A 20,730-nucleotide genomic window follows, 5' to 3' on the forward strand; every position below is an offset into this window, starting at 1 on the left:
CTGGCCGGTCAGCGAAACGCCGGACCGGGCACGACGCCGAGTCGGCGGAACAGCCGCGCGATCGGGCAGAAGCCGGTGATCGACGCCTGGAACAGGTTCACTCCGATGAAGACCGTGAACCACATCCAGGCCGGGTGCACCCAGTAGGTCAGGGCGACGCTGACCAAGATCATGAGGCCGGCGAACATCATGACGGCGCGGTCGAGGCTCATCATCTGGATTCCTTTGCAGTGGAGACGGGCGTGCGGCGCACCTTGTGGGCGCCGATCAGATCGAGGGCGAGCTTCTCGTAGAGCGGCTCGGCCTGGCCCGTGCGGACCTTGTGCAGGAAGTAGCCCTCGAAGGCGACCTTTGCCGTGTGCACCCAACGGCCGCTGGCCGACCAGTTGATGTTGCGCGGCGGAATCTGCGGCTGGGCCATGAAGGCCACGCCGCCGTCGCCGAAGTCGGCCAGGCAGATGGCGTTCCAGCTGGCCTCGAAAGTCGGCTGCTCGCCGTCGAGGATCTGTTTCAGGTTGGCCGAGATGGCCGAAACCATGCTCTCGATCATGAAGCCGGTCTTGGGCACCCCCACGGGCACGGGGGTCGGCCCGGTCGGCGGGATGGCGATGCAGACGCCCAGGGCGAAGATGTCCGGCCAGGTCGGATTGCGCTGGTGCTTGTCGACGATGATGAAGCCGCGCGGGTTGGTGAGGCCCTCGATCCCGCGCACCGCCTCGATGCCCCGGAACGCCGGCAGCATCATCGACCAGGCGAAGGGCAGGTCGTGGGTCGCCTTGACCGCGCCGTCCTCGCCGACCTCCTCGACGTGCATCATCCCGGCGTCGACGCCCTTCACCCTCGCATTGGTGATCCACTTGATGTGGCGCTGGCGCATTTCGCTTTCGAGCAGGCCCTTGGTGTCTCCAACGCCGTCGAGGCCGAGGTGGCCGATGTAGGGCTCGGAGGTGACGAAGGTCATGGGCACCTTGTCCCGCAGCTTGCGGCGGCGCAGCTCGGTGTCGAGGATCATGGCGAACTCGTAGGCGGGCCCGAAGCACGACGCGCCCTGGACCGCCCCGACCACGATGGGGCCGGGATTCTGCACGAAGGCGTCGAAGGACTTCGCCGCCTCGACCGCGTGGTCGACATGGCAGATCGAGACGGTGTGGCCGTCCGGCCCGAGGCCGGGCACCTCGTCGAAAGCCAGTTCCGGGCCGGTGGCGATGACCAGATAGTCGTAGTGCAGCGCCCGTCCGTCGGCGAGATCGACGCCCTTCTCGTGCGGCCGGATCCCGGTCGCGCCGACGCCGATGAACTCGACGCCCCGGCGCTTCATCACGGTCGGAAGATCGACCTCGATGGCGTCGCGTTGACGCCAGTGGACCGCCACCCAAGGGTTGGACGGGGTGAAGTGGAAGGTGTCGCCCTTCGAGACGACCACGATGCGCGCGCGGTCGCCCAGGGTGTGTCGCAGGTCGAAGGCGGCGATGGCGCCGCCGAGTCCGGCGCCCAGGATGACGATCGTCGGCCGATCCATGTGCACAGCTCCTTCAGCACGAGTTTCTGCGTCAACCTGCGTCCGGGGGGACGGTCTCGCCTTGATCACGGTCAAGGCGGGACGGACCCGGCGGAGGAGAGTCAGTCGCCCGCTTGCGAAAGAATTAGCATGCGCTAATATTAGTGCAAGCTAATTAATGGACCGCTCCATGAAGAGACCTCCGGCCCCCGCGCTTCTCGCCTCCGTCCTCCTCGCCGCCGCGGTTTCGGCCTGCGGCGGAGAGCCTGAGCGCGTGGCGACCGCGCCCGCGACCGGCGAACGCGTCGTCGCCGCCGAGGCGCGAATCGACGCCCTCAAGCCGGTGTCCGCGGTGGTGGCCTCGCGCGACCTGGGCGAGGCGCGGGCGCGCATCTCCGGCACGCTTGTCCAGCTCTCCGTTCGCGAAGGCGACGTCGTCCGCGAGGGTCAGGTGCTCGGGCTGGTGGTCGACGAACGCATCGGCCTGGAGACGGCCGCGCTCGGGGCGCAGATCGCCGCGGCGGAGGCCGAGGCGGAACGCGCCCGGGCCGATCTGTCGCGGGTGCAGACCCTTTTTGACCGCGGCTTCTACGCCCAGGCCCGGCTCGACCAGGCGAGGGCCGCCTCGCGCGCCGCGGACGCCCAGGTTCGCGCGGCTCGCGCCCAGCGGTCCGCCAGCGCGGCCGTCGGCGCCCAGGGCCGGATTCTCGCGCCCGCTTCCGGCCGAATCCTGAGCGCCGACGTGCCCGCCGGCTCGTTCGTCTCCGCCGGACAGTCGGTGGCCACCGTCACGGCCGGGCCGCTGGTCCTGAGGATCGAGCTGCCGGAGGCCGAGGGCCGCAACCTGCGGATGGGACAGGTCGTCTCGATCACCGGCGAGGGTCTGCCGTCCACGGGGGCCGTGGCGCAGGTCTATCCGGCCGCCGAGGCGGGGCGCATCGTCGCCGACGTCGCGGTGGACGGGCTGCGCAGCGACCGCGTGGGTCAGCGGGTGATGGTCCAGGCGCCGGTCGGACAGCGGCAGGCGCTGGTCGTGCCGCGCCGCTTCGTCTCCACGCGCTACGGTGTCGACTTCGTCCGCACAGTCGATCGCGCCGGTCGGGTCAGCGAGGCCCCGGTGCAGCTCGGCTCGCCGGTCGGCGAGGACCGCGTCGAGGTGATGTCGGGGCTCAAGGCCGGCGATGTGGTCCTCGCCCCGGAGCGGACGCGATGAACCTCGGTCTCTCGGGCCGGCTGACGCGGGCCACACTCAACTCGCCGCTCACGCCGCTGATGCTGCTGGCGGCGATCGCCGTGGGTCTGATGGCGCTGCTGTCCATCCCACGCGAGGAAGAACCGCAGATCAGCGTGCCCATGGTCGACATCATGGTGGCGGCGCCCGGCCTCAACGCCTCCGACGCGACCGAGCTGGCGGCCAAGCCGCTGGAAGCCATCGTGCGCAGCATCGACGGGGTGGAGCACGTCTACACCCAGGTCGAGGACGACCGGGTGATGGTCACCGCCCGCTTCGAGGTCGGCTCCGATCCCGACGACGCGGCCGTGCGCGTGCACGAGAAGGTGCGCGCCAACTACGACGCCATCCCCGTGGGAGTCTCCGAACCCCACATCGTCACCCGCGGCATCAACGACGTGCCGGCCGTGGTGCTGACCCTGACGCCCCGCGCCGGGGCCGCCGGCCGCTGGAGCGACCAGGCCCTCTACGACATCGCCGCCCGGCTGCGCACCGAGGTCGGCAAGGTCGAGGACGTCGGCCTGACCTTCCTCGTCGGCGGCCGACCCTCCGAGATCCGGGTGGAGCCCGACCCCGCGCGAATGGCCGCCCGCGGCGTGCCGCTGTCTTCGCTGCTGGAGGCGGTCGAGCAGGCCAATCGGAGCTTCCCGGCCGGGTCCTTCCGGGACGCCGGACACGCGGTGGCCGTGCGCTCGGGCGAACGCCTCGCCACCTCCGACGACGCCGCCCTGCTGACGGTGACCTCGGTCACCGGCGAACCGGCCTACCTGCGCGACGTCGCCACGGTGACGCTGGCCCCGCGCGAGGACCAGGCCCGCGCCGCCCACTACGCCCGTACCGGAGAGGGCTGGAGCCGCACGCCGGCCGTGAGCCTCGCCGTCGCCAAGCGGCAGGGGGCCAACGCCGTCGTCGTCTCGCATGCCGTCCTCGAACGGGTTGAGGCGCTGAAGGGCACGCTGATCCCCGACGGGCTGGAGGTGGTGGTCACCCGCGACTATGGCGAAACCGCCAACGAGAAGGCCAACGAACTGCTGATGCACCTCGGCCTGGCGACGGTGTCGATCGTCGTCCTGATCGGCTTCGCCATCGGCTGGCGCGAGGCGGCGGTCACGGCGCTCGTCATCCCGACGACCATCCTGCTGACCCTCTTCGCCTCCAACCTGATGGGCTACACCATCAACCGGGTCAGCCTCTTCGCCCTGATCTTCTCGATCGGCATCCTCGTCGACGACGCCATCGTCATGATCGAGAACATCGCCCGCCACTGGGCCATGAACGACGGCCGGACGCGGGCGCAGGCGACGGTCGAGGCCGTGGCCGAGGTGGGCAATCCGACCATCGTCGCGACCCTGACCGTGGTGGCGGCCCTGCTGCCGATGCTGTTCGTCTCGGGCCTGATGGGGCCCTACATGGCGCCGATCCCGGTCAACGCCTCGGCGGCCATGGTCTTCTCGTTCTTTGTGGCCGTGGTCATCGCCCCCTGGCTGATGATCCGACTGGCGCGCCGGGCGCTGGCGGGCGGTCACGGGGAGCACGGCGAAGGCGCGCTCGGTCGCCTCTACCTCCGGGTCGCGGAGCCCGTGATCCGCACCCGCCGCAGCGCCTGGACCTTCCTGATCGCTGTCGGCGTGGCCACCCTGCTGGCCATGTCGATGTTCGGCCTGCGCGCCGTGCCGGTGAAGCTTCTGCCCTTCGACAACAAGTCCGAGCTGCAGGTGGTGCTCGACATGCCCGAAGGGACCAGCCTCGAAACCACGGAGCGCACGCTGGCGGGGGCTGCGGCCGTGGCCCAGGGCCTGCCCGAGGTGGTCTCCATGGAGAGCTACGCAGGCACGGCGACCCCTTTCAACTTCAACGGCCTGGTGCGCCACTACTTCCTCCGTGACCGGCCCGAGCAGGGCGATCTGGCGGTGATGCTGGCGCACAAGGGGGAGCGGCGGCGCAACAGCCACGCCGTGGCGCTGGAGCTGCGCGAACGGCTGCAGGATCTGCCGCTGCCGCCCGGAGCCTCGATCAAGGTGGTCGAGGCGCCGCCCGGACCGCCGGTCCTGGCCACCTTGCTGGCCGAGGTCTATGGCCCCGACGCCGCCACCCGCCGCGCCGTCGCCGCCGAGCTGGAGACCCTGTTCCGGGCGCAGGACTCGGTGGTGGACGTCGACAACAGCTACGGCGTCCGCCGCCCCGTGCTGCGGCTGATCCCCGACCGCGAGAAGATCGAGCGCTTCGGCCTTTCCGAGCGTGAGGTGCACGACTCGATCGCCGCCGTCATGGGCGGCCGGACGCTGGGCTACGCGGTGCGGGAAGACGAGCGCACGCCCGTCGAGATCGCGGTGCGGCTGCCGCAGTCCGCCCGCACCTGGGACGAGCGCATGGCGGTCATGCCGGTGGCCATGACCACCCTCGACGGCGGCCGTCGGCTGGTCGAGCTGGGCGAGGTGGTCGAGGCGCGCGAGGAGCTGGCCAGCTGGCCCGTCTATCGCCGCGACGGCCGCCCCGCCGAGATGGTCACCGCCGAGCTGGCCGGCCAGTTCGAGGCGCCGATCTACGGCATCCTCGCCATCGACGCGGCCATCAGGGACCACGACTGGAAGAACCTGCCGCGACCGCAAATCCGCCTCAACGGCCAGCCGGACGACGAGACCGTTCCCACCGTGTTGTGGGACGGCGAGTGGGAGATCACCTGGGTGACCTTCCGCGACATGGGCGCGGCCTTCGGGGTCGCCCTGCTGGGGATCTACGTGCTGGTGGTGGCGCAGTTCAAGGACTTCCGCATCCCGCTGGTCATCCTGACCCCCATCCCCCTGACCCTGATCGGCATTGTCATCGGCCACATGCTGTTCGGGGCGCCCTTCACCGCCACCTCGATGATCGGCTTCATCGCCCTGGCGGGGATCATCGTGCGAAACTCGATCCTGCTGGTCGACTTCATCCGCCATGCCCGGACGCCGGGCCGGTCGCTGCGCGAGGTGCTGCTCGAGGCCGGGGCGATCCGCTTCAAGCCGATCCTGCTCACGGCGCTGGCGGCGATGATCGGCGCGGCGGTGATCCTGTTCGACCCCATCTTCCAGGGCCTAGCCATCTCGCTGCTGTTCGGCCTGATGTCGTCGACCCTTCTGACGGTGCTGGTGATCCCGGCGATCTATGTCGCGTTGAAGGATGACGGCCGGCCCCTTAAGTCGCCGGAGCCTGCCGGAGACCCTGCATGACCGACGCCATTCCCGCCCCGACGCCCGCCGCCCTGGCGGAGCTGGAGGCGAGCGCCGCCCCGGCGGCCCGCCTGATGCGCCTGTTCGGCAACGAACAGCGCCTCATGCTGATGTGCCGTCTGAGCGAGGGGGAATGCGCCGTCGGGGAACTGGCGTCCTTCGCGGGGCTTTCCCAGTCGGCCTGTTCGCAGCACCTCGCGCGGTTGCGGGAGGAGGGGGTCATCGCCCCGCGCCGCGAGGCCCAGACCATCTACTACGCCATCGCGGATTCCGCGGCCGCGCGCGTCATCGGCCTGCTGTGCGACATCTACGGCGGCAAGCCCAAGGGAGCGACCTGATGAGCTATTTCCACGCCCGCACCATCCCCGGCGAATTCGACGCGGTTCTCGAACGGACCCGCGCCGCCCTGCAGAAACACGGCTTCGGCGTGCTGACCGAAATCGATGTGCAGGGGACGCTGAAGACGAAGATCGGCCAGGACTTCCGTCCCTACCACATCCTCGGGGCCTGCAATCCGATCATGGCCCACGAGGCCCTGAAGCTGGAGCCGCACGTCGGCGCCATGCTGCCCTGCAACGTCGTGCTCCAGCAGACGGACGGCGGCGTCGAGGTCTTCGCCATCGATCCCGCCGCCTCGATGCGGGCCATCGACAATCCGGCGCTGCTCGAGCACGCCGGCAAGGTCGGCGAGCACCTGCGGGCGGCGGTCGACGAGATCTGAGCCCGCGGCGTCGCCCTTGATCCAGATCAGGGGCCGCCGGGCGGGGCTCTGGCAACCTGCGCGCGATCAAGGGAGATCGGCGCATGTCTCTGGCCAGAAGGCCCTCCCGGCCGGGCGGGCCGGCCGCGGACGTTGTGAAAAATGGGACGGCCCCGGGGGCGGCGGAACTCTGCTTCCGCGCCCGCGGCGTCACCAAGGTCTACGGCGAGGGTCAGGCGGCGGTGCACGCCCTTCGGGGAGTCGATCTCGACCTCCCGGAAGGTGAGATGGTGGTCGTGCTGGGCGCTTCCGGCAGCGGCAAGTCGACCTTTCTCAACATCCTCGGCGGACTCGACACGCCGACCGGCGGCGAGGTGCTGTTCCGCGGCCAGGACATCTCCCGCGCCAACCAGCGCCAGCTCACCGAGTATCGCCGCCGCCACGTCGGTTTCGTGTTCCAGTTCTACAACCTGATGCCGAGCCTGACCGCCCGCGAGAACGTGGCCCTGGTCACCGAGATCGCCGAGGCTCCGCTGGCGCCCGAGGCGGCGCTCGCCATGGTCGGGCTGGAGGATCGCCTCGACCACTTCCCGACGCAGCTGTCCGGCGGCGAGCAGCAGCGGGTGGCGATCGCGCGCGCCGTGGCCAAGCAGCCGTCGGTGCTGCTGTGCGACGAACCGACCGGCGCCCTTGATTCCGCCACGGGCGTCCGGGTGCTGGAGGCGCTGAAGACCGTCAACGACGACCTTGGCGCGACGACGCTGCTGATCACCCACAACGCCGGCATCGCCGACATCGCCGATCGCGTCGTGCTGTTCGCCGACGGGCGGGTGCGCGAGGTCCGGGTGAACCGCGCGAAGAAGCAACCGCGGGAGATATCCTGGTGATCCCCTGGCCGGCATGGATGGGGGCGCTGGACCGCATGCTGGTTCGCGACCTTTGGCGCATGAAGGGACAGGCGCTGACCATCGCCTTCGTCATCGCCGGCGGCGTGGCCGTGCATCTGCTCGCCGCCGGCATGCTCAGCTCGCTGCAGGCGACCCGCGACGCCTACTACGACCGCAACCGCTTCGCCGACGTCTGGGCGCCGGTGGTCCGGGCTCCGGAACATCTGCTGCCGGACATCCGCGCCGTCGACGGCGTCCAGACCGCCGCGGTGCGAATCCGCGTTCCGGCGCTGTTCGAGCCGCCCGGGACCGTCGCGCCATCGACGGGCGAGGTTCTGTCCATTCCGGACGAGGGGGAGGCGACCCTCAACCGGCTTCATCTGGTCCGCGGCCGTCTGCCGGTCTCCGGCCGCAGCGACGAGGCGGTGGCGCTGCAGGCCTTCGCGGATGCGCATCGGCTTGAGATCGGCCGGGTTCTGCCGGTCACCTTGCGCGGCGGACGTCGAAATCTCGTCGTCGGAACCGCGCTGTCCCCGGAACACGTCTACGCCATCGGCCCGGGCCAGTTCGTCCCGGACGACCGGTTGTACGGGGTGCTGTGGATGCGCCGCAGCGCGCTCGCGGAGGCGGTCGACCAGGACCAGGCTTTCAACGAGGCGGTGGTGCGGCTCTCCCGCGACGCTTCCGAGCCCGCCGTGATCGCGGACCTCGATCGCCTGCTGGCGCCCTACGGCGCGCCCGGCGCCTACGGCCGCAAGGAGCAGATCTCGGACGCCTTCGTGTCGAGCGAGATCGACCAGCTGACCACCATGGGGCGGGTGTTGCCGCCGGTGTTCCTGCTGGTGGCCGCCTTCCTGGTCAATGTGGTGATCACCCGACTGATCGCCGTGCAGCGCTCCGGAATCGGCCTGCTCAAGGCGTTCGGCTACCGCGACCGGGACGTGGTCGCCCACTATCTCAAGCTGGTCTGCGTCGTGGCCGCGGTCGGGGTGCTCATCGGCGGCGCCGCCGGGACCTGGTTCGGGCGGTCCATGGCCGAGATGTACCGGGAGTACTACCGATTCCCCTACCTGCTGTTCGAGGCGAATCCGGCCGACTATGTGGTCGTCATCGCCGTCGCCGCCGCGACCACCCTGGGCGGCGCCGCCCTGGCGGTGCGGCGCGCAGCCGCCCTGCGACCCGCCGAGTCGATGACGCCGGCCACGCCGCCCGACTTCTCCCGGGCCGCCGGCGGGCGCATCACCCGTATGAAGGTGCTCGACCAGCAGACCCGCATGATCCTCCGCCAGATCATCCGCTGGCCCGGTCGGGCGGCCCTGACGGTGGCGGGGGTGGCGGCCTCGGGGGCGCTGCTGATCGGCAGTCTGTCGATGCTCGACGCCATCGAGGTGATGATCGGGTCCAGCTTCGACGTCTCCAACCCGCACGACGTCTCGGTGACCCTGGTCGAGCCCCGCTCCCGATCCGCCCTGTTCAGCCTCGCCCGCGAGCCCGGCGTGCTGGAGGCCGAGCCGTTCCGCACCGTCGCCGTGCGGCTGCGCCACGGGCCGCACGAGGAGCGCACGGCGATCACGGGCGCCCCGCTTGACGGAACCCTGTCACGGCTCGTCGACCGCGATGACCGGCCGGTCGACCCGCCGCCCGGCGGGCTGGTGCTGTCGAGCGACCTCGCGGCAAAGCTCGGAGTCGAGCCGGGCGACCGGGTCGAGGCGCAGGTCACCGAAGGACGCCGGCCGTTGCTGAATCTGCCGGTGACCGCGGTGGTCGACAGCTACGTCGGCTCCGGGGCCCGGATGCAGCTGGAGGATCTGAACCGCGCGCTGGGCGAGGGGCCGCTGATCTCGGGCGCCTGGCTGGGGGTCGACTCCGAGCGGACCGACGACCTCTACGCCAGGCTCAAGGCCGCGCCGACGGTGGTCGGCGTCGGCCTGCAGGACGAGGCGGTGCGGCGGCTGGCGGAACTGATCGACGAGAACCTCGGCGTCGCCATCTTCACCTACGTCGGCTTCGCCAGCCTGATCGCCGCCGGGGTGGTCTACAACACGATCCGGATCTCCTTCGCCGAACGGAGCCGGGAGCTGGCCTCGCTGCGGGTTCTCGGCTTCTCGCGCGCCGACGTCTCCTACATCCTGCTGGGCGAGGTGGTGGTGCTGACGCTCGTCGCCCTGCCGCTCGGCGCCGCGGCGGGCGCGGCCCTGGCCTGGTACCTGGCCCACGCGATGAGCTCCGACCTGTTCCGCCTGCCGTTCGCCGTCTCGCCGGCCACCTTCGGCCTGGCCGGAGCGATGGTGCTGGCGATCACGGTCGCCGCCGGGCTGCTGGTGCGGTTGCAGATCGACCGGCTGGATCTCGCCAGCGCGTTGAAGACGGGGGAATGAGATGACGAAGCTCGGTACGCCGAAGCTTTCCTTCCGGACGGTGTTCTGGACGCTGGTCGGCCTTGGACTGGCGGGCCTGCTCGCGCTCGCCTTTCGGCCCGGTGGACGTCGCCGAGGTCACCCGGGGGCCGCTCGCCGTGACGATCCGGGATGAGGCGCGCACGCGCGTCCGCGACGTCTACCTGGTCTCCGCGCCGGTCGCGGGGCGGCTGCTGCGCGTCGGCAACCGGGCGGGGGAACGGGTGGAGGCGGGAGCCGTGGTTGCGGTGATCCAGCCGGCGTCGGCGGTGTTCCTGGACGACCGCTCGCGTGGCGAAAGCCAGGCCGCGGTGCGCGCCGCGGAGGCGGCCCTCGCGCTGGCCCGGGCCGAACTCGAACAGGCGGAGAGCCAGCTGGCCTGGGCGCGCACGGAGGCGCAGCGCGCCGAGACCCTGTTCGCCAGCGCCGTCGCCTCGCAGAGCGCCCTCGATCGCGCCCGGCTGGAGCTGCGCACCGCCGCCGCCGCCCTCGACCACGCCCGCGCCGGGGTGAGCGTGCGCCAGGCCAACCTCGAGGCCGCCCGCGTCCGTCTCGTCGACCCCTCCGCGGGGAGCGCCTCGACGCGCACGGTGTCGATCCGGGCCCCCGCCTCGGGCCGGGTCCTGCGGGTGCTGCAGGAGAGCGAAGCCGTCGTCACACAAGGGGCGCCGCTGATGGAGATCGGCGATCCGGGCGACATCGAGATCGTCGCCGACTTGCTGTCCTCCGACGCCGCACGAGTAAGCGTCGGCGCGCCGGTCATCATCGACTCCTGGGGAGGTCCGCCTCTTCGGGGCCGGGTGCGCGCGATCGAGCCGGCCGGCTTCCTGAAGGTCTCCGCCCTGGGGGTGGAGGAGCAGCGGGTCAATGTGATCATCGATCCGGACGACCCGCCGGCGGCGTGGCGCGCGGTAGGTCACGCCTATCGGGTCGAGGCGGGGGTGACGGTGTGGAGCGCGGACTCCGTGCTCCGCGTCCCCGTCGGCAGTCTGTTCCGCGATGGCGGACGCTGGGCCGTGTTCCGGGTGGAAGGCGGACGCGCGCGGCTCACGCCCGTCGGGATCGGTCAGAGCGATGGCGAGCTGACCGAGGTCCGGTCCGGTCTCGAGGCCGGACAGCGCGTGGTCGTCTATCCCGGCCAGGCGGTCTCCGACGGCGGCCGCGTCCGGCCGCGGTGAGGCCGGGCCCCATCGGCGGACGCCGCGGACAGTCACCCGGCCGCTTCACCGGCAGGGGCTTGTGCCCGGGCGAGGTGCGCGGGGACGTGGGAGAGCAGGAGCGGCCGGGGCGCGCCGGCGAGGAACGAGCGGGTGACGCCGCCGAAGATGCGCTCGAGGGTCGGCGAGCGACTGTAGCCGCCGAGGACGATCAGGCCGGCGTCGAGATCCCCGGCGACGGCGGCGATGGTCTCGGCGACCGTGGCCGACCCTGAGGTCGTCCACTGCACCGCAGCCTTGACGCCGCGCTCCCGCAGGCTCGTCGTGAGGTCCTCGACACCTTCGAGCGAGGCCGCGTCGTCGACCACCAGAATCGTCGCCGATCCGGCCGTGCGGATGAGGGGCAGGGCGTCCTCGACGGCGCGCCGCGCGGCCGGACTGCCGTTCCAGCAGATCAGGACAGGCCCGTGCACAGACGACTCCGCGTCGGACGGAAGGATCAGGACCGGCCGCCCCGAGGCGATCAGGAGCCGCTCCGCCGTCAGGGCGTCCGGCTGGTCATGCAGCTTCGGATGGCCGACCACGAACAGGTCGCCGGCCCGGGTCGGCGGGAGGGACGCTGCGCCGTCATCCCACGTCGGCCGGAAATCCACGGGCACGCCGGCTGCGCCGACGGCGCGGACGAAGGCCAGCCGCGCCTCCGTGCTCAGCCCGGCCTCGGCGGCGGCCTGGTGCTCGAAGACCTCGTGCATGGGGCCGGCCCCCCGCGCGAAGGTCTCGGCCGGGGAGGGGGAGGGACGACGAAGGACCCACAGGGCCACCAGCCCCGCATCCAGACGCCGGGCGAGGGCGGCGGCGGTCCGGGCGAGACGCTCGCCCTCGGGCGAGGCGTCGGCAACGGCCAGTAGCCGGCGGATGTGGTGCGACATGCGAGGCCTCCTGTCGCCCGAATTTTGTCCGCCGCCGCGGTAGCGCGCCTTGATCAGGCGCAAGGCGCACCGGCCCGGCCGGCGGATTGATCCCGGTCAAGGCCGGCTTCCGGAGCTCCGCCATTCTAGCCGGGTTGGAGGCCGTCATGCTCAACGAGACCTATGCCGTCGCCCTGGCGATCGTCGCCTTTCTCCTCACCTTCCTCGTGCCCGTGCGCGGGGTCTCTGTTCTGGGCCCGCGCCCGTTGAGGCGACTCCGCGCCGGTCTGGCTCGGGTTCACATCCGGCGTCGGTAGCCGGCGTCGTCAGCCTCGTTCGAACACGCCGCAGGCGATCCGGTCGCCGCTGTCGCCGGAAGGGTCGGTGCGCTGGTCGTCCGCCGAGGCGTGGACCACGAAGGCGGAGCCGTCCGCGTCCAGCAACCCGTCGAACGCGCCCTCCAGACGGTATTCCAGCGTGCCTTGTCCATCCGCGCCGACGGTCAGGTTGGGCATGTCGCCCGCGTGCTGACCCTGCGGGTTCTCCAGCCCGTGCTGCGCGCCGGACGGGTTCCAGTGCCCGCCGGCGCTCTCGAACGCCGGCGGATCACACCGTCCGGTCATGTGGACATGGACACCGTGCTGCCCCGGCGCCAGGCCCTCGACGTTGAGCGTCAGCATGGTCTGGCCGTCCGTCGAGGTGGCGGTCGCCGTGCCCGCCGCCTCGCCGGCCGCAGTCCGCAGCACGGCGACGGCGCGCATGGCCGCCCCGGCGGCGGCAGGGGCGCCCGTGGCGGGCGTCGTGGCCGGCGCGTCGGCCGGTTCCTGCGGGCTTTCGGGCGATCCGCACGCCGCGAGCGCGAAGGTGAGCGTGGCGGCGGTGCAGGCGAACCTGATCATGGGAGCCTCCTGTTGTCGGTCGTCGACCCCTCAAGTGGCGAGGGGCGCGATCCGTTCCGTACACCGCGTCGGACGACTTGCCCGATCAGCGACGGAGGGGCAGACGAGGGCTGATCACATGGTGAGGCGACCCATGCTCCCGACCCTTTACGGCATCCCCAACTGCGACACGGTGAAGAAGGCGCGCGTGTGGCTGGACCAGCACGGCGTCGCCTACGGCTTCCATGACTACAAGAAGCTCGGCATCGACCCGGCGACGCTCGCCGACTGGGTCGCCGCCCACGGCTGGGAGACGGTGCTGAACCGGGCCGGCACGACCTTCCGCGGCCTGCCGCCCGAAGCGAAGGCCGACCTCGACGCCGGCAAGGCCATCGAGCTGATGCTGGCCCAGCCGTCGATGATCAAGCGCCCGGTGCTGGAGGTCGACGGCCGCACGACAGTCGGCTTCAAGCCGGAGGTCTATGCGGCCGTGTTCGCCTGATCAGCGCGTCAGGGTGAAGCGGACGGGCTCGCCGGCCTCGGCGCTGGGCGCCAGCCAGACATCGAACTCGCCCGGCTCGACCGTCGGCCGCAGATCGGCGCCCAGGAACAGCAGATCGTCGAACTTCAGCGGCAGCGAGACCTCGACCGAACCGCCCGCCGGCACGACGGCCCGCCGGAAGCCCTTCAGCAGGCGCACGGGCTGGGTGATCGTGGCCGCCCGGTCCCGGATGTACAGTTGCACCACTTCCTCGGCCGGCCGCTCGCCGACATTGGTCAGGGTGACGCTGGCGGTCAGCTCGCCGTTCCACGGCATGGTCGACGACGACAGCCGCACCGGCGAGTACTGCACGGGCGAATAGGTCAGGCCGTGGCCGAAGGGATAGAGGGCGTCGTTGCCGGTCTCGCGGAACTGCGCCTTGAAGCCCTCGTCGCGTGAGGCGGCCGGCCGCCCCGTATTCTTGTGCGCGTAGTAGAAGGGCGACTGGCCCGAGAAGTGCGGGAAGCTGACCGGCAGGCGGCCAGTCGGGGCGTGGTCGCCGAACAGGACGTCGGCCACCGCGTTGCCGGTCTCCGAGCCGAGGAACCAGGTGACCAGGATGGCGCGCGCGTCCTTCACCGCGCCCGACAGCTCCATGGCCCGCCCGTTGCGCAGCAGGACCACCACCGGCTTGCCGGTCGCGGCCACGGCCTCGGCCAGGGCCAGCTGGGGCTCGGGAATGCCGATGTCGACGCGTGACTGGGCTTCGGCCGACATGTTCTGGCTTTCGCCCACGGCCAGCAGCACGACGTCGGCCTGCGACGCTGCGATCACCGCCGCCTCGATGCCGCCCTCCAGCGGCGTCTCGACGTTCGAGCCCTTCACCACCGTCAGGCTGGAGCCGTCGCCCAAGGCGGCGCGAAGGCCCTGCTCAAGCGATACGGCGAGGTCCGGATCCTTGAAGATCGACCACGGTCCGAACAGGTCGACACGGTCGTCGCCAAACGGGCCGATCAGGGCGTAGCGCTTGCCGGTCTTCGGCAGCGGCAGCAGGCCGCCGTCATTCTTGACCATGACGATCGACTTGCGCCCGGCCTCGCGGGCGAGGGCGAGGTGCTCGCGGCTGCCGGTGACCCGCGCCTCCAGCCGCACGTCCGAACCGCGGTAGGGATTTTCGAACAGCCCCAGGGCCGCCTTGGTCATCAGCACCCGGCGCACCGCCTCATCGACCCGCTCCACCGGCACGTCGCCCGACTGCACCAGCCCCGGGATGTGCTCCATGTAGAGGCCGCTCTTCATCGACATGTCGACGCCCGCCATCAGGGCGATGCGCGCCGCGTCACGACCGTCGGCGGCGAAGCCGTGCGCGATCAGTTCCTGCTCCGAGGTGTAGTCCGAGACCACGAAGCCGGCGAAGCCCCACTCGCCGTGCAGCAGGTCGGTGAGCAGCCATTTGTTGCCGCTGGTCGGCACGCCGTTCAGGTCGTTGAAGGCGCTCATGATCGACAGCGCCCCGGCGTCGATCGCGGCCTTGAACGGCGGCAGGTAGACCGAGCGCAGCTCCAGCTCGCTCATGTCGGTGGAGTTGTAGTCCAGGCCCGCCTCGGCCGCGCCGTAGGCGGCGAAATGCTTGGCGGTGGCGAGCAAGGACGACCAGTGCTTCAGGTCGTCCCCCTGGAAGCCCCGGGTGCGGGCGGCTGCGAACAGGTTGCCCAGCAGCACGTCCTCGCCGGCGCCCTCGACCACCCGGCCCCAGCGCTGGTCCCGGCCGATGTCGACCATCGGGGCGTAGGTCTGATGCACCCCCGCCGCGCCGCCCTCGACCGCGGCCGCCCTGGCGGTGCGCTCGGCCAGGTCGAGATCCCAGCTGGCGGCCTCGCCCAGCGGCACCGGGAAGGTCGTCTTCAGCCCGTGGACGACGTCGGCGGCGAACAGCAGTGGAATGCCCAGCCGGCTCTCCCGCACCGCCAGATCCTGCACGAAGCGCGTGGTTTTCGCCCCCACGCCGTTGAACAGGGCGCCGATCCGGCCGGCCCGGATGTCGGCCGCGGTTTGCTCCTGGTTCGAATCGAGCGTGTCGCCGGGGTTCACCCCTTCCGGCCGCCAGCGGAACGGATCGTTCTGCAGGTTCAGCTGTCCGGCCTTCTCCTCGATGGTCATGCGGGCGATCAGGTCGTCGACACGCGCTAGGTTGTCCCGCGCCTGCGCCGCCGCCATCCGCGGCGCCAGCATCAGCCCGGCCGTTAGCGCGCCTCCGGCCAGCAGCAGACGACGGGTCGGGACGAAGGGCGTATGGCGCATTGTAACCGGTTCCATTGACGACATGGCAGCACTAGCGGCGGCGGCCGGCCAAGCCTACCCCCGGCCGTTCACAAGGCGTTGCTCGCCCTATGGCGCGCGGCGGCGCAGGAAGTCGATCACCGCCGCCCGTTCGCTTGCCGGGCCGCCCTGATAGGGCATGGCCGTGCCCGGAACGGCGGCCTCGGGATCCTCGAGAAACTGCGCGAGCGTCGCCGCGTCCCAGGTCAGGCCCCGACGGCCCGCCTCGCGCAGGGCCGGGGAGTAGGCGAAACCCTCCGCCGTTCCCGCGCGCCGGCCGAACACGCCGTGCAGGCTCGGGGCGACCGACTGCGAATCGTCAGGCCGAAGCGAGTGGCAGCCGGCGCAGCGCTGGAAGGCCCGCTCCCCGGGATCGCGAGCCTGCGGCGGAACCGCCAGGGCCGCCAGCATGATCAGCAGGATCGCCACGTCACTCGCCGTAGCGGATCACCACCAGCCGGTCGGTCCCCGACTCGGCGCCCCACACCTCGCCCGGCCGACCCAGCATCTGCCGAACGTTCGCCCCTTCGCGGTCGCTCGGAAAGCTGCGGAAGGTCTCGGTCTCGGGGTCGAACAGCACGATGGCGTTGGCGGCGAAATCGGTCAGCCACACCTTGTCGCGCTCATCCACGTAGACGGAGTAGGTCTTCGGCGCCTCGCCCGGCAGCTTCCAGGTGCGCCAGCTGCCCTCGGCCGGGTCGTGGACGCTGACGTTGCCGCTGTTCCACTCGCTGACCCACAGCCGCCCCCGGCTGTCCGACCAGATGCGCCGCGCCCCCTGGTTCGGCGTCGGCGGCTCGACGATGGTCGCCTCTCCGGTGTCGAGATCGACCCTGGCGATGTGGCTGCCGGCCAGCGAGGCGTACCAGATGTCGCCCGAGGGCGTCGCGGTGATGCCGTACGGGCCCCGGCCGCGCGGGGCCGACCACACCTGCATATCGTCCGTCGCCGGATCCAGCCGCCCGTAGAAGCCGGTCTGGCCGGTGAACCAGATGCGGCCGCGCCGGTCGAAGGCGGCGGTGTTCATGTTGATGGGACCCGTCTCTTCGGGCAGCGGCCAGACCTTCACCTCGCGCGTCTCCCGGTCGACGCGCACGATGGCGTTCTGGCCGCCGTCGGTGATCCAGGCGTTCCCGTCCGGTCCGACGATCACCCCGTGCGGCGCCGAGCCCTCGCCCAGCGGCACGATCGTGGTCTCGCCCGTGTCCGGATCGAGGATGCCGTGGGCGCCGCCGCGCTGGACGGTCCACCAGACCTCCTCGCCGTCGGCGGTGACGGCCACGTCATGGGCCCGGCCGCCGGCCGGCACATTGTAGTAGCGGACGTCCTGGGCCAGTGAGTTGGCGGGCAGGGCGAGCGCAAAGGCGAGAAGGGAGGCGGCGAGGGGGCTCCGGAACGGGCGCATGGCGGATCTCCTGTCGGACCTCCCCCATACGGCCGTCTTCGGCCGCCGGATGCAACCGTGGCCGTTCAGCCTTCGACGACGGGATCCGGCCGATCGCGGCCGTCGGCGCGCTCGACCACCCACTCGCCGGAGGCGTCGGCGTACTCGATGAAGGCGTCCTCGTCCGGAACCTTCTGCTCGCGGGCGGCGGCCACAGCGGCCGCGCGAGCGGAGTCGTGATCCGGGTAGGTCTCCGACCAGGTGTCGCCCAGCCGGTAGGCCCAGCCTCCGTCGTGTTCGGCGATGCGGTAGGTGATCTGGACCATCACGGGCTCCGGCTATTGCAGGCGACGTGCCCGGCGAACGCGCCGGGAACCGCAGGAGTTGCGCCGCCTCAATGCAGTCTGAGGGTCGCGGCCACCCCGAAGTGGTCGGACGGGTGCACGCCGGCCAAGGAAGCATCGCCGATCACCTGCGCAGTTGCCCGTGTGAAATGCGCCGTCTCGGCGAAGATGTGATCGATCACCCGCGACTGGTGCCCCTTGGCCGGGTTCAGCGTCGTGCGGGCGGCTCCGTCGGGCAGGGCGCTGAAGAACCGGTCGCCGGTCAGCGCCGCCAGCCCGGCGTCCGTCTGCTCGGCGTTGAAGTCGCCCATCACCGCCAGCGGCGTGCCGTCGTCCGGCAGCCAGTCCATCAGGTCGGCGATCTGTCGCGCCCGCGTGGCCGCCTGGTCCGGCTGCCAGGCGAGGTGGGTGTTGACGACGTCGACGGGGCGGCCGCGCAGGTCCACCCGCGCCCGGATCGCCGTGCGGTAATCGTCCAGCGGCTCCAGCTTGCGCGAGTCGTGCTCCAGCACCGGCAGCCGGCTGAGGATGGCGTTGCCATAGCGCCGGGGCGCCCCCTCCGGATCGGTCGAGACGAAACGCACCTCGTAGCCGCCCAGCGCCGCCGCCAGCGTCTCCGCCTGGTTGGGCAGGCCGACGGCGGCGTCCTCCAGCACCTCCTGCAGGCCGATCACGTCGGCGTCCGCCGCCCGCAGGGCCGCGACCAGCAGCGGCAGGCGGGCCGGCCAGTCGCCCTGGTTGTGCCAGATGTTGAAGGTGATCAGGGTCAGCTCGCGTCCGCCGTCGCCCCCGCGGGCCGTCGCGCAGGCGGCGAGGGGCGTGGCGGTCAGTCCGGCGAGCACGGCGCGTCGATCCAGCATGAGAGTCCTCCGGGTTCCGCGTTGTAACCGGTTTCACCGGCCTTACGAAAGTTTCACCCCGTCCGGCGCATCCGTCGGCGCATCCAGCCGCCTCTTGTCGTCAGAAGGCCGGAGCGTCACGCTCCTGCCGAATGAGGAAGAGGGGATACCCCAATGGAAGATTTCATTCCGGTCTTCGCGATCTTCGCGGTCTTCGGAACCATCACCGCCATCGTCGTCGGCCCGAGCTGGCTGAAGAGCCGCGAAAAGCGCGAGATGCAGGCGACCCTGCGCCACGCAATGGACAAGGGTCAGACGCTGCCGCCCGAGGTCATCGACGCCCTGACCCAGGACGTGTCGCGCAATCTGCCCTCGCGCAGCCGCGACATTCGCCGCGGTGTCATCTGGCTGGCGGTCGGCATCGGCATCGGCGCCTTCGGCCTGATCAATGATCTCAGCTCGGGCGGCAGCGAGTGGGGCCCGAACGTCGGCGACGGCCTGCTGGGCATCGCCGCCATCCCGGTCACCATCGGTCTGGCCTTCATCGTCCTGAGCTTCTTCAACAAGAACAAGGACTGAGGTCGGACGGGACAGGGGGAAGAACCATGACCCAGCCTCTGGTCGACCGGCACGACGTCGAGCTCGCCGCCCTCGCGGCGGCGGGCGGGCGGCGCGAGTTCGGAGAGCTCGTTCGCCGCCACGGCTCGGCGGTGCGCGGCCTGCTGCGGCGGATGGGCGCCCAGCCGGCGCTGGCCGACGACATCGCCCAGGACGCCTTCATCCAGGCGTTCGAGCGGTGCGCCGAGTTCCGCGGCGAGGGCACCTTCGCCGCCTGGGTCAAGCGCATCGCCGCCCGCCTCTACATCAAGCGGGTGGCGAAGGAAGCGCGGTATGTCGCGGAAATCGAAAGCGAAGATGTCGCGCCGCCGACCGATCACGCGGGACGGGTCGATCTGGACGAGGCCCTCAAGAGCCTCAGCGAGGCCGAGCGGCTGTGCGTCTCTCTTTGTCACGGCGCGGGCATGGCCCATCCCGAGATCGCCACGGCCCTCAATTTGCCACTCGGCACGGTGAAGTCTCATGTCAAACGTGGTCTGGATAAACTCCGTGCGCGGCTCCAGCCGGAACCCGCACAGCCCCTGGGGAGGACTCAGCATGTCGGCTGACGAATTCGACCCCGACATCGAGCGCCTCTTCGCGCGCGCGCCGGCCTTGCCGGACGCCGCCCTGTTCACCGCCCAGGTGGAGCGACGGCTGCAGAAGGGTTCGGCCGTGCGCGGCCTCGCCCTTGGCGTTGCGGGAATCATCGGCGGCGTGGTCGCCGTCCGCGAAACCCTGACTGTCAACATCGGCTCCGACGACGGCGTGGTCGCCGGCGAGGCGCTGGGGCAGGGGGTCCGCTCGGTTTCGTTCAACGCCCAGACGGCGATCCAGTCGGGTCTCGACCAGTTCGGCCTCGGCAGCCTCGAGCTCGGCTCGATGAGCGGGATGCAGATGTTCTGGATCATGGCCGGCGCCCTGATCGCCGTCGCCGCCGCCGGCGTGGTGCGCCTGTCCCAGGAAGTGTGAGGTGACGGCCGCCGGCGGGGGGCCTATCTAGGAGCTCCCCCGACCTGGAGCCGACCCGATGTCCAGTCAGAAGCAGGAAACCGTCCGCCGCCTCGCCGCGCCGGACATCCGGGCCCGCAAGGGTGGCGAACCGCTCGTCTGTCTGACCGCCTACGACGCGCCCACGGCCGCGATCCTCGATCCTCACTGCGACGTGCTGCTGGTCGGCGACAGCGTCGGCATGGTGGTGCACGGCCTGCCCAACACCGTCGGCGTCACCCTGGAGATGATGATCCTGCACGGCCAGGCGGTGATGCGCGGCTCGAAGCGGGCCATGGTGGTCATCGACATGCCCTTCGGCTCCTATGAGGGCGGCAAGGAACAGGCCTACGAGAACTGCGCCCGGGTGATGAAGGAAACCGGGGCCCAGGGCGTGAAGCTGGAGAGCGGTCCGACGGTGGCGGAGACGATCGCCTATCTGGTCCAGCGCGGCATTCCCGTGATGGGACACGTCGGCCTGCGGCCGCAGGCCGTGCTGACCGACGGCGCCTTCAAGGCCAAGGGGCGTACCGACGAGGAGCGCCTGCGGGTGATGTCGGAGGCCGAGGCCACCGCCGACGCCGGAGCCTTCGCCGTGGTGGTCGAGGGGGTGGCCGAGGGGCTGGCCCGCGACATCACCGCGGCGATCGACAAGCCGACCATCGGCATCGGCGCCTCGGCGGCGTGCGACGGCCAGATCCTCGTCGTCTCGGACATGCTGGGCCTGTTCGACTGGACCCCGAAATTCGTGCGTCGCTACGCCGACTTGAAGGGCGAGATCGACCGAGCGGTCGCCGACTACGCCCATGACGTCCGCGAGCGCCGTTTTCCTGCCGAAGTCGAGACCTACTTCTCGAAAAAGCCGGCCGCCTCCTAAGCGGCGCGTTGCGGCGGACAAGCCGAGCCTCTAGGGTC

Annotated in this window: 22 protein-coding genes; 13 read left to right on the forward strand and 9 right to left on the reverse strand. The window is 71.1% G+C overall.

Translation table 11 applies throughout. The annotated features are described in order from the left end of the window. Positions 1-8: 8 nt before the first annotated feature. A complete protein-coding gene (locus BM333_RS04905; protein ID WP_092307966.1) occupies positions 9-212 on the reverse strand; it encodes a YgaP family membrane protein in 204 nt (67 codons plus the stop codon). Further along, a complete protein-coding gene (locus tag BM333_RS04910; protein WP_092307968.1) occupies positions 212-1,519 on the reverse strand; it encodes an NAD(P)/FAD-dependent oxidoreductase in 1,308 nt (435 codons plus the stop codon). The genes BM333_RS04905 and BM333_RS04910 overlap by 1 nt, the downstream gene beginning before the upstream one ends. Before the next feature lie 169 nt (positions 1,520-1,688). Here BM333_RS04910 and BM333_RS04915 point away from each other — a divergent pair, with 169 nt between their 5' ends. From BM333_RS04915 to BM333_RS04945, 7 genes are all read left to right on the forward strand, one after another. Further along, entirely contained in the window at positions 1,689-2,711 is a 1,023-nt protein-coding gene (locus BM333_RS04915) for an efflux RND transporter periplasmic adaptor subunit (protein ID WP_092308522.1), read from the forward strand. After that, entirely contained in the window at positions 2,708-5,935 is a 3,228-nt protein-coding gene (locus BM333_RS04920) for an efflux RND transporter permease subunit (protein ID WP_092307970.1), read from the forward strand. Before BM333_RS04915 ends, BM333_RS04920 begins: the two co-directional genes overlap by 4 nt. Beyond that, positions 5,932-6,273 carry an ArsR/SmtB family transcription factor gene (locus tag BM333_RS04925; RefSeq protein WP_092307972.1) on the forward strand — a complete coding sequence of 114 codons (342 nt, stop codon included), beginning with the start codon at positions 5,932-5,934 and terminating at the stop codon, positions 6,271-6,273. Before BM333_RS04920 ends, BM333_RS04925 begins: the two co-directional genes overlap by 4 nt. Beyond that, complete coding sequence (locus BM333_RS04930) at positions 6,273-6,656, forward strand: DUF302 domain-containing protein (RefSeq protein WP_092307974.1); 384 nt, start codon at positions 6,273-6,275, stop codon at positions 6,654-6,656. Before BM333_RS04925 ends, BM333_RS04930 begins: the two co-directional genes overlap by 1 nt. Positions 6,657-6,790: 134 nt before the next feature. Continuing rightward, positions 6,791-7,522, forward strand: coding sequence for an ABC transporter ATP-binding protein (locus BM333_RS04935; protein ID WP_245777150.1), 732 nt, complete (start codon positions 6,791-6,793; stop codon positions 7,520-7,522). Then, positions 7,519-9,900 carry an ABC transporter permease gene (locus tag BM333_RS04940; RefSeq protein WP_143105776.1) on the forward strand — a complete coding sequence of 794 codons (2,382 nt, stop codon included), beginning with the start codon at positions 7,519-7,521 and terminating at the stop codon, positions 9,898-9,900. The genes BM333_RS04935 and BM333_RS04940 overlap by 4 nt, the downstream gene beginning before the upstream one ends. A gap of 62 nt (positions 9,901-9,962) precedes the next feature. Next, positions 9,963-11,096, forward strand: a complete 1,134-nt coding sequence (locus tag BM333_RS04945) for an efflux RND transporter periplasmic adaptor subunit (RefSeq protein WP_092307980.1) — start codon at positions 9,963-9,965, stop codon at positions 11,094-11,096. Positions 11,097-11,128: 32 nt separating this feature from the next. Here the strand turns inward: BM333_RS04945 and BM333_RS04950 are convergent, their stop codons facing one another. Continuing rightward, positions 11,129-12,004, reverse strand: a complete 876-nt coding sequence (locus BM333_RS04950) for a universal stress protein (protein WP_092307982.1) — start codon at positions 12,002-12,004, stop codon at positions 11,129-11,131. 146 nt (positions 12,005-12,150) lie between these two features. Between BM333_RS04950 and BM333_RS15905 the strand changes: the two genes are divergently transcribed. Beyond that, positions 12,151-12,300: a hypothetical protein gene (locus BM333_RS15905; RefSeq protein WP_177221804.1), complete on the forward strand. Its 150-nt coding sequence runs from the start codon at positions 12,151-12,153 to the stop codon at positions 12,298-12,300. Between the two features lie 9 nt (positions 12,301-12,309). On the opposite strand, the gene BM333_RS04960 is transcribed toward BM333_RS15905, so the two are convergent. Next, a complete protein-coding gene (locus tag BM333_RS04960; RefSeq protein ID WP_092307986.1) occupies positions 12,310-12,882 on the reverse strand; it encodes a superoxide dismutase family protein in 573 nt (190 codons plus the stop codon). Between the two features lie 133 nt (positions 12,883-13,015). Between BM333_RS04960 and BM333_RS04965 the strand changes: the two genes are divergently transcribed. Further along, entirely contained in the window at positions 13,016-13,363 is a 348-nt protein-coding gene (locus BM333_RS04965; RefSeq protein ID WP_092307988.1) for an arsenate reductase, read from the forward strand. On the opposite strand, the gene BM333_RS04970 is transcribed toward BM333_RS04965, so the two are convergent. From BM333_RS04970 to BM333_RS04990, 5 genes are all read right to left on the reverse strand, one after another. Further along, positions 13,364-15,643 carry a glycoside hydrolase family 3 N-terminal domain-containing protein gene (locus BM333_RS04970; RefSeq protein ID WP_092307989.1) on the reverse strand — a complete coding sequence of 760 codons (2,280 nt, stop codon included), beginning with the start codon at positions 15,641-15,643 and terminating at the stop codon, positions 13,364-13,366. A gap of 87 nt (positions 15,644-15,730) precedes the next feature. Further along, positions 15,731-16,090, reverse strand: a complete 360-nt coding sequence (locus BM333_RS04975) for a c-type cytochrome (protein WP_092307991.1) — start codon at positions 16,088-16,090, stop codon at positions 15,731-15,733. 1 nt (position 16,091) lies between these two features. After that, positions 16,092-17,066 (reverse strand): Vgb family protein, encoded by a 975-nt coding sequence (locus BM333_RS04980; RefSeq protein WP_092307993.1) that lies wholly within the window; start codon positions 17,064-17,066, stop codon positions 16,092-16,094. A gap of 65 nt (positions 17,067-17,131) precedes the next feature. Beyond that, the gene (locus BM333_RS04985; RefSeq protein WP_092307995.1) at positions 17,132-17,371 is read right to left on the reverse strand and encodes a hypothetical protein; all 240 of its coding nucleotides are present in this window, start codon (positions 17,369-17,371) and stop codon (positions 17,132-17,134) included. A gap of 68 nt (positions 17,372-17,439) precedes the next feature. Then, complete coding sequence (locus BM333_RS04990) at positions 17,440-18,249, reverse strand: endonuclease/exonuclease/phosphatase family protein (protein ID WP_092307997.1); 810 nt, start codon at positions 18,247-18,249, stop codon at positions 17,440-17,442. Positions 18,250-18,402: 153 nt separating this feature from the next. Here BM333_RS04990 and BM333_RS04995 point away from each other — a divergent pair, with 153 nt between their 5' ends. From BM333_RS04995 to panB, 4 genes are read left to right on the forward strand one after another with little or no spacing between them, the layout of a single operon-like run. Then, positions 18,403-18,807 (forward strand): DUF6249 domain-containing protein, encoded by a 405-nt coding sequence (locus BM333_RS04995; protein ID WP_092307999.1) that lies wholly within the window; start codon positions 18,403-18,405, stop codon positions 18,805-18,807. A 26-nt stretch (positions 18,808-18,833) separates the two neighbouring features. After that, the gene (locus BM333_RS05000) at positions 18,834-19,394 is read left to right on the forward strand and encodes an RNA polymerase sigma factor (RefSeq protein ID WP_092308001.1); all 561 of its coding nucleotides are present in this window, start codon (positions 18,834-18,836) and stop codon (positions 19,392-19,394) included. Beyond that, complete coding sequence (locus tag BM333_RS05005) at positions 19,384-19,797, forward strand: hypothetical protein (RefSeq protein ID WP_092308003.1); 414 nt, start codon at positions 19,384-19,386, stop codon at positions 19,795-19,797. The genes BM333_RS05000 and BM333_RS05005 overlap by 11 nt, the downstream gene beginning before the upstream one ends. A gap of 58 nt (positions 19,798-19,855) precedes the next feature. Further along, entirely contained in the window at positions 19,856-20,692 is an 837-nt protein-coding gene (gene panB / locus BM333_RS05010) for a 3-methyl-2-oxobutanoate hydroxymethyltransferase (protein ID WP_092308005.1), read from the forward strand. Positions 20,693-20,730 lie beyond the last annotated feature (38 nt).

Source organism: Brevundimonas viscosa (assembly GCF_900116065.1).
Classification (GTDB): Bacteria; Pseudomonadota; Alphaproteobacteria; order Caulobacterales; family Caulobacteraceae; genus Brevundimonas; species Brevundimonas viscosa.

What these genes read in the sequence shown, in the direction of transcription:
- BM333_RS04985 (WP_092307995.1), bottom strand. Translation starts at nt 17,371, where the DNA reads ATGGTCCAGATCACCTACCGCATCGCCGAACACGACGGAGGCTGGGCC.
- BM333_RS04905 (WP_092307966.1), bottom strand. Translation starts at nt 212, where the DNA reads ATGAGCCTCGACCGCGCCGTCATGATGTTCGCCGGCCTCATGATCTTG.
- BM333_RS05005 (WP_092308003.1), top strand. Translation starts at nt 19,384, where the DNA reads ATGTCGGCTGACGAATTCGACCCCGACATCGAGCGCCTCTTCGCGCGC.
- BM333_RS15905 (WP_177221804.1), top strand. Translation starts at nt 12,151, where the DNA reads ATGCTCAACGAGACCTATGCCGTCGCCCTGGCGATCGTCGCCTTTCTC.
- BM333_RS05000 (WP_092308001.1), top strand. Translation starts at nt 18,834, where the DNA reads ATGACCCAGCCTCTGGTCGACCGGCACGACGTCGAGCTCGCCGCCCTC.
- BM333_RS04970 (WP_092307989.1), bottom strand. Translation starts at nt 15,643, where the DNA reads ATGCGCCATACGCCCTTCGTCCCGACCCGTCGTCTGCTGCTGGCCGGA.
- panB (WP_092308005.1), top strand. Translation starts at nt 19,856, where the DNA reads ATGTCCAGTCAGAAGCAGGAAACCGTCCGCCGCCTCGCCGCGCCGGAC.
- BM333_RS04910 (WP_092307968.1), bottom strand. Translation starts at nt 1,519, where the DNA reads ATGGATCGGCCGACGATCGTCATCCTGGGCGCCGGACTCGGCGGCGCC.
- BM333_RS04990 (WP_092307997.1), bottom strand. Translation starts at nt 18,249, where the DNA reads ATGCTGGATCGACGCGCCGTGCTCGCCGGACTGACCGCCACGCCCCTC.
- BM333_RS04915 (WP_092308522.1), top strand. Translation starts at nt 1,689, where the DNA reads ATGAAGAGACCTCCGGCCCCCGCGCTTCTCGCCTCCGTCCTCCTCGCC.
- BM333_RS04930 (WP_092307974.1), top strand. Translation starts at nt 6,273, where the DNA reads ATGAGCTATTTCCACGCCCGCACCATCCCCGGCGAATTCGACGCGGTT.
- BM333_RS04980 (WP_092307993.1), bottom strand. Translation starts at nt 17,066, where the DNA reads ATGCGCCCGTTCCGGAGCCCCCTCGCCGCCTCCCTTCTCGCCTTTGCG.
- BM333_RS04995 (WP_092307999.1), top strand. Translation starts at nt 18,403, where the DNA reads ATGGAAGATTTCATTCCGGTCTTCGCGATCTTCGCGGTCTTCGGAACC.
- BM333_RS04965 (WP_092307988.1), top strand. Translation starts at nt 13,016, where the DNA reads ATGCTCCCGACCCTTTACGGCATCCCCAACTGCGACACGGTGAAGAAG.
- BM333_RS04960 (WP_092307986.1), bottom strand. Translation starts at nt 12,882, where the DNA reads ATGATCAGGTTCGCCTGCACCGCCGCCACGCTCACCTTCGCGCTCGCG.
- BM333_RS04925 (WP_092307972.1), top strand. Translation starts at nt 5,932, where the DNA reads ATGACCGACGCCATTCCCGCCCCGACGCCCGCCGCCCTGGCGGAGCTG.
- BM333_RS04950 (WP_092307982.1), bottom strand. Translation starts at nt 12,004, where the DNA reads ATGTCGCACCACATCCGCCGGCTACTGGCCGTTGCCGACGCCTCGCCC.
- BM333_RS04920 (WP_092307970.1), top strand. Translation starts at nt 2,708, where the DNA reads ATGAACCTCGGTCTCTCGGGCCGGCTGACGCGGGCCACACTCAACTCG.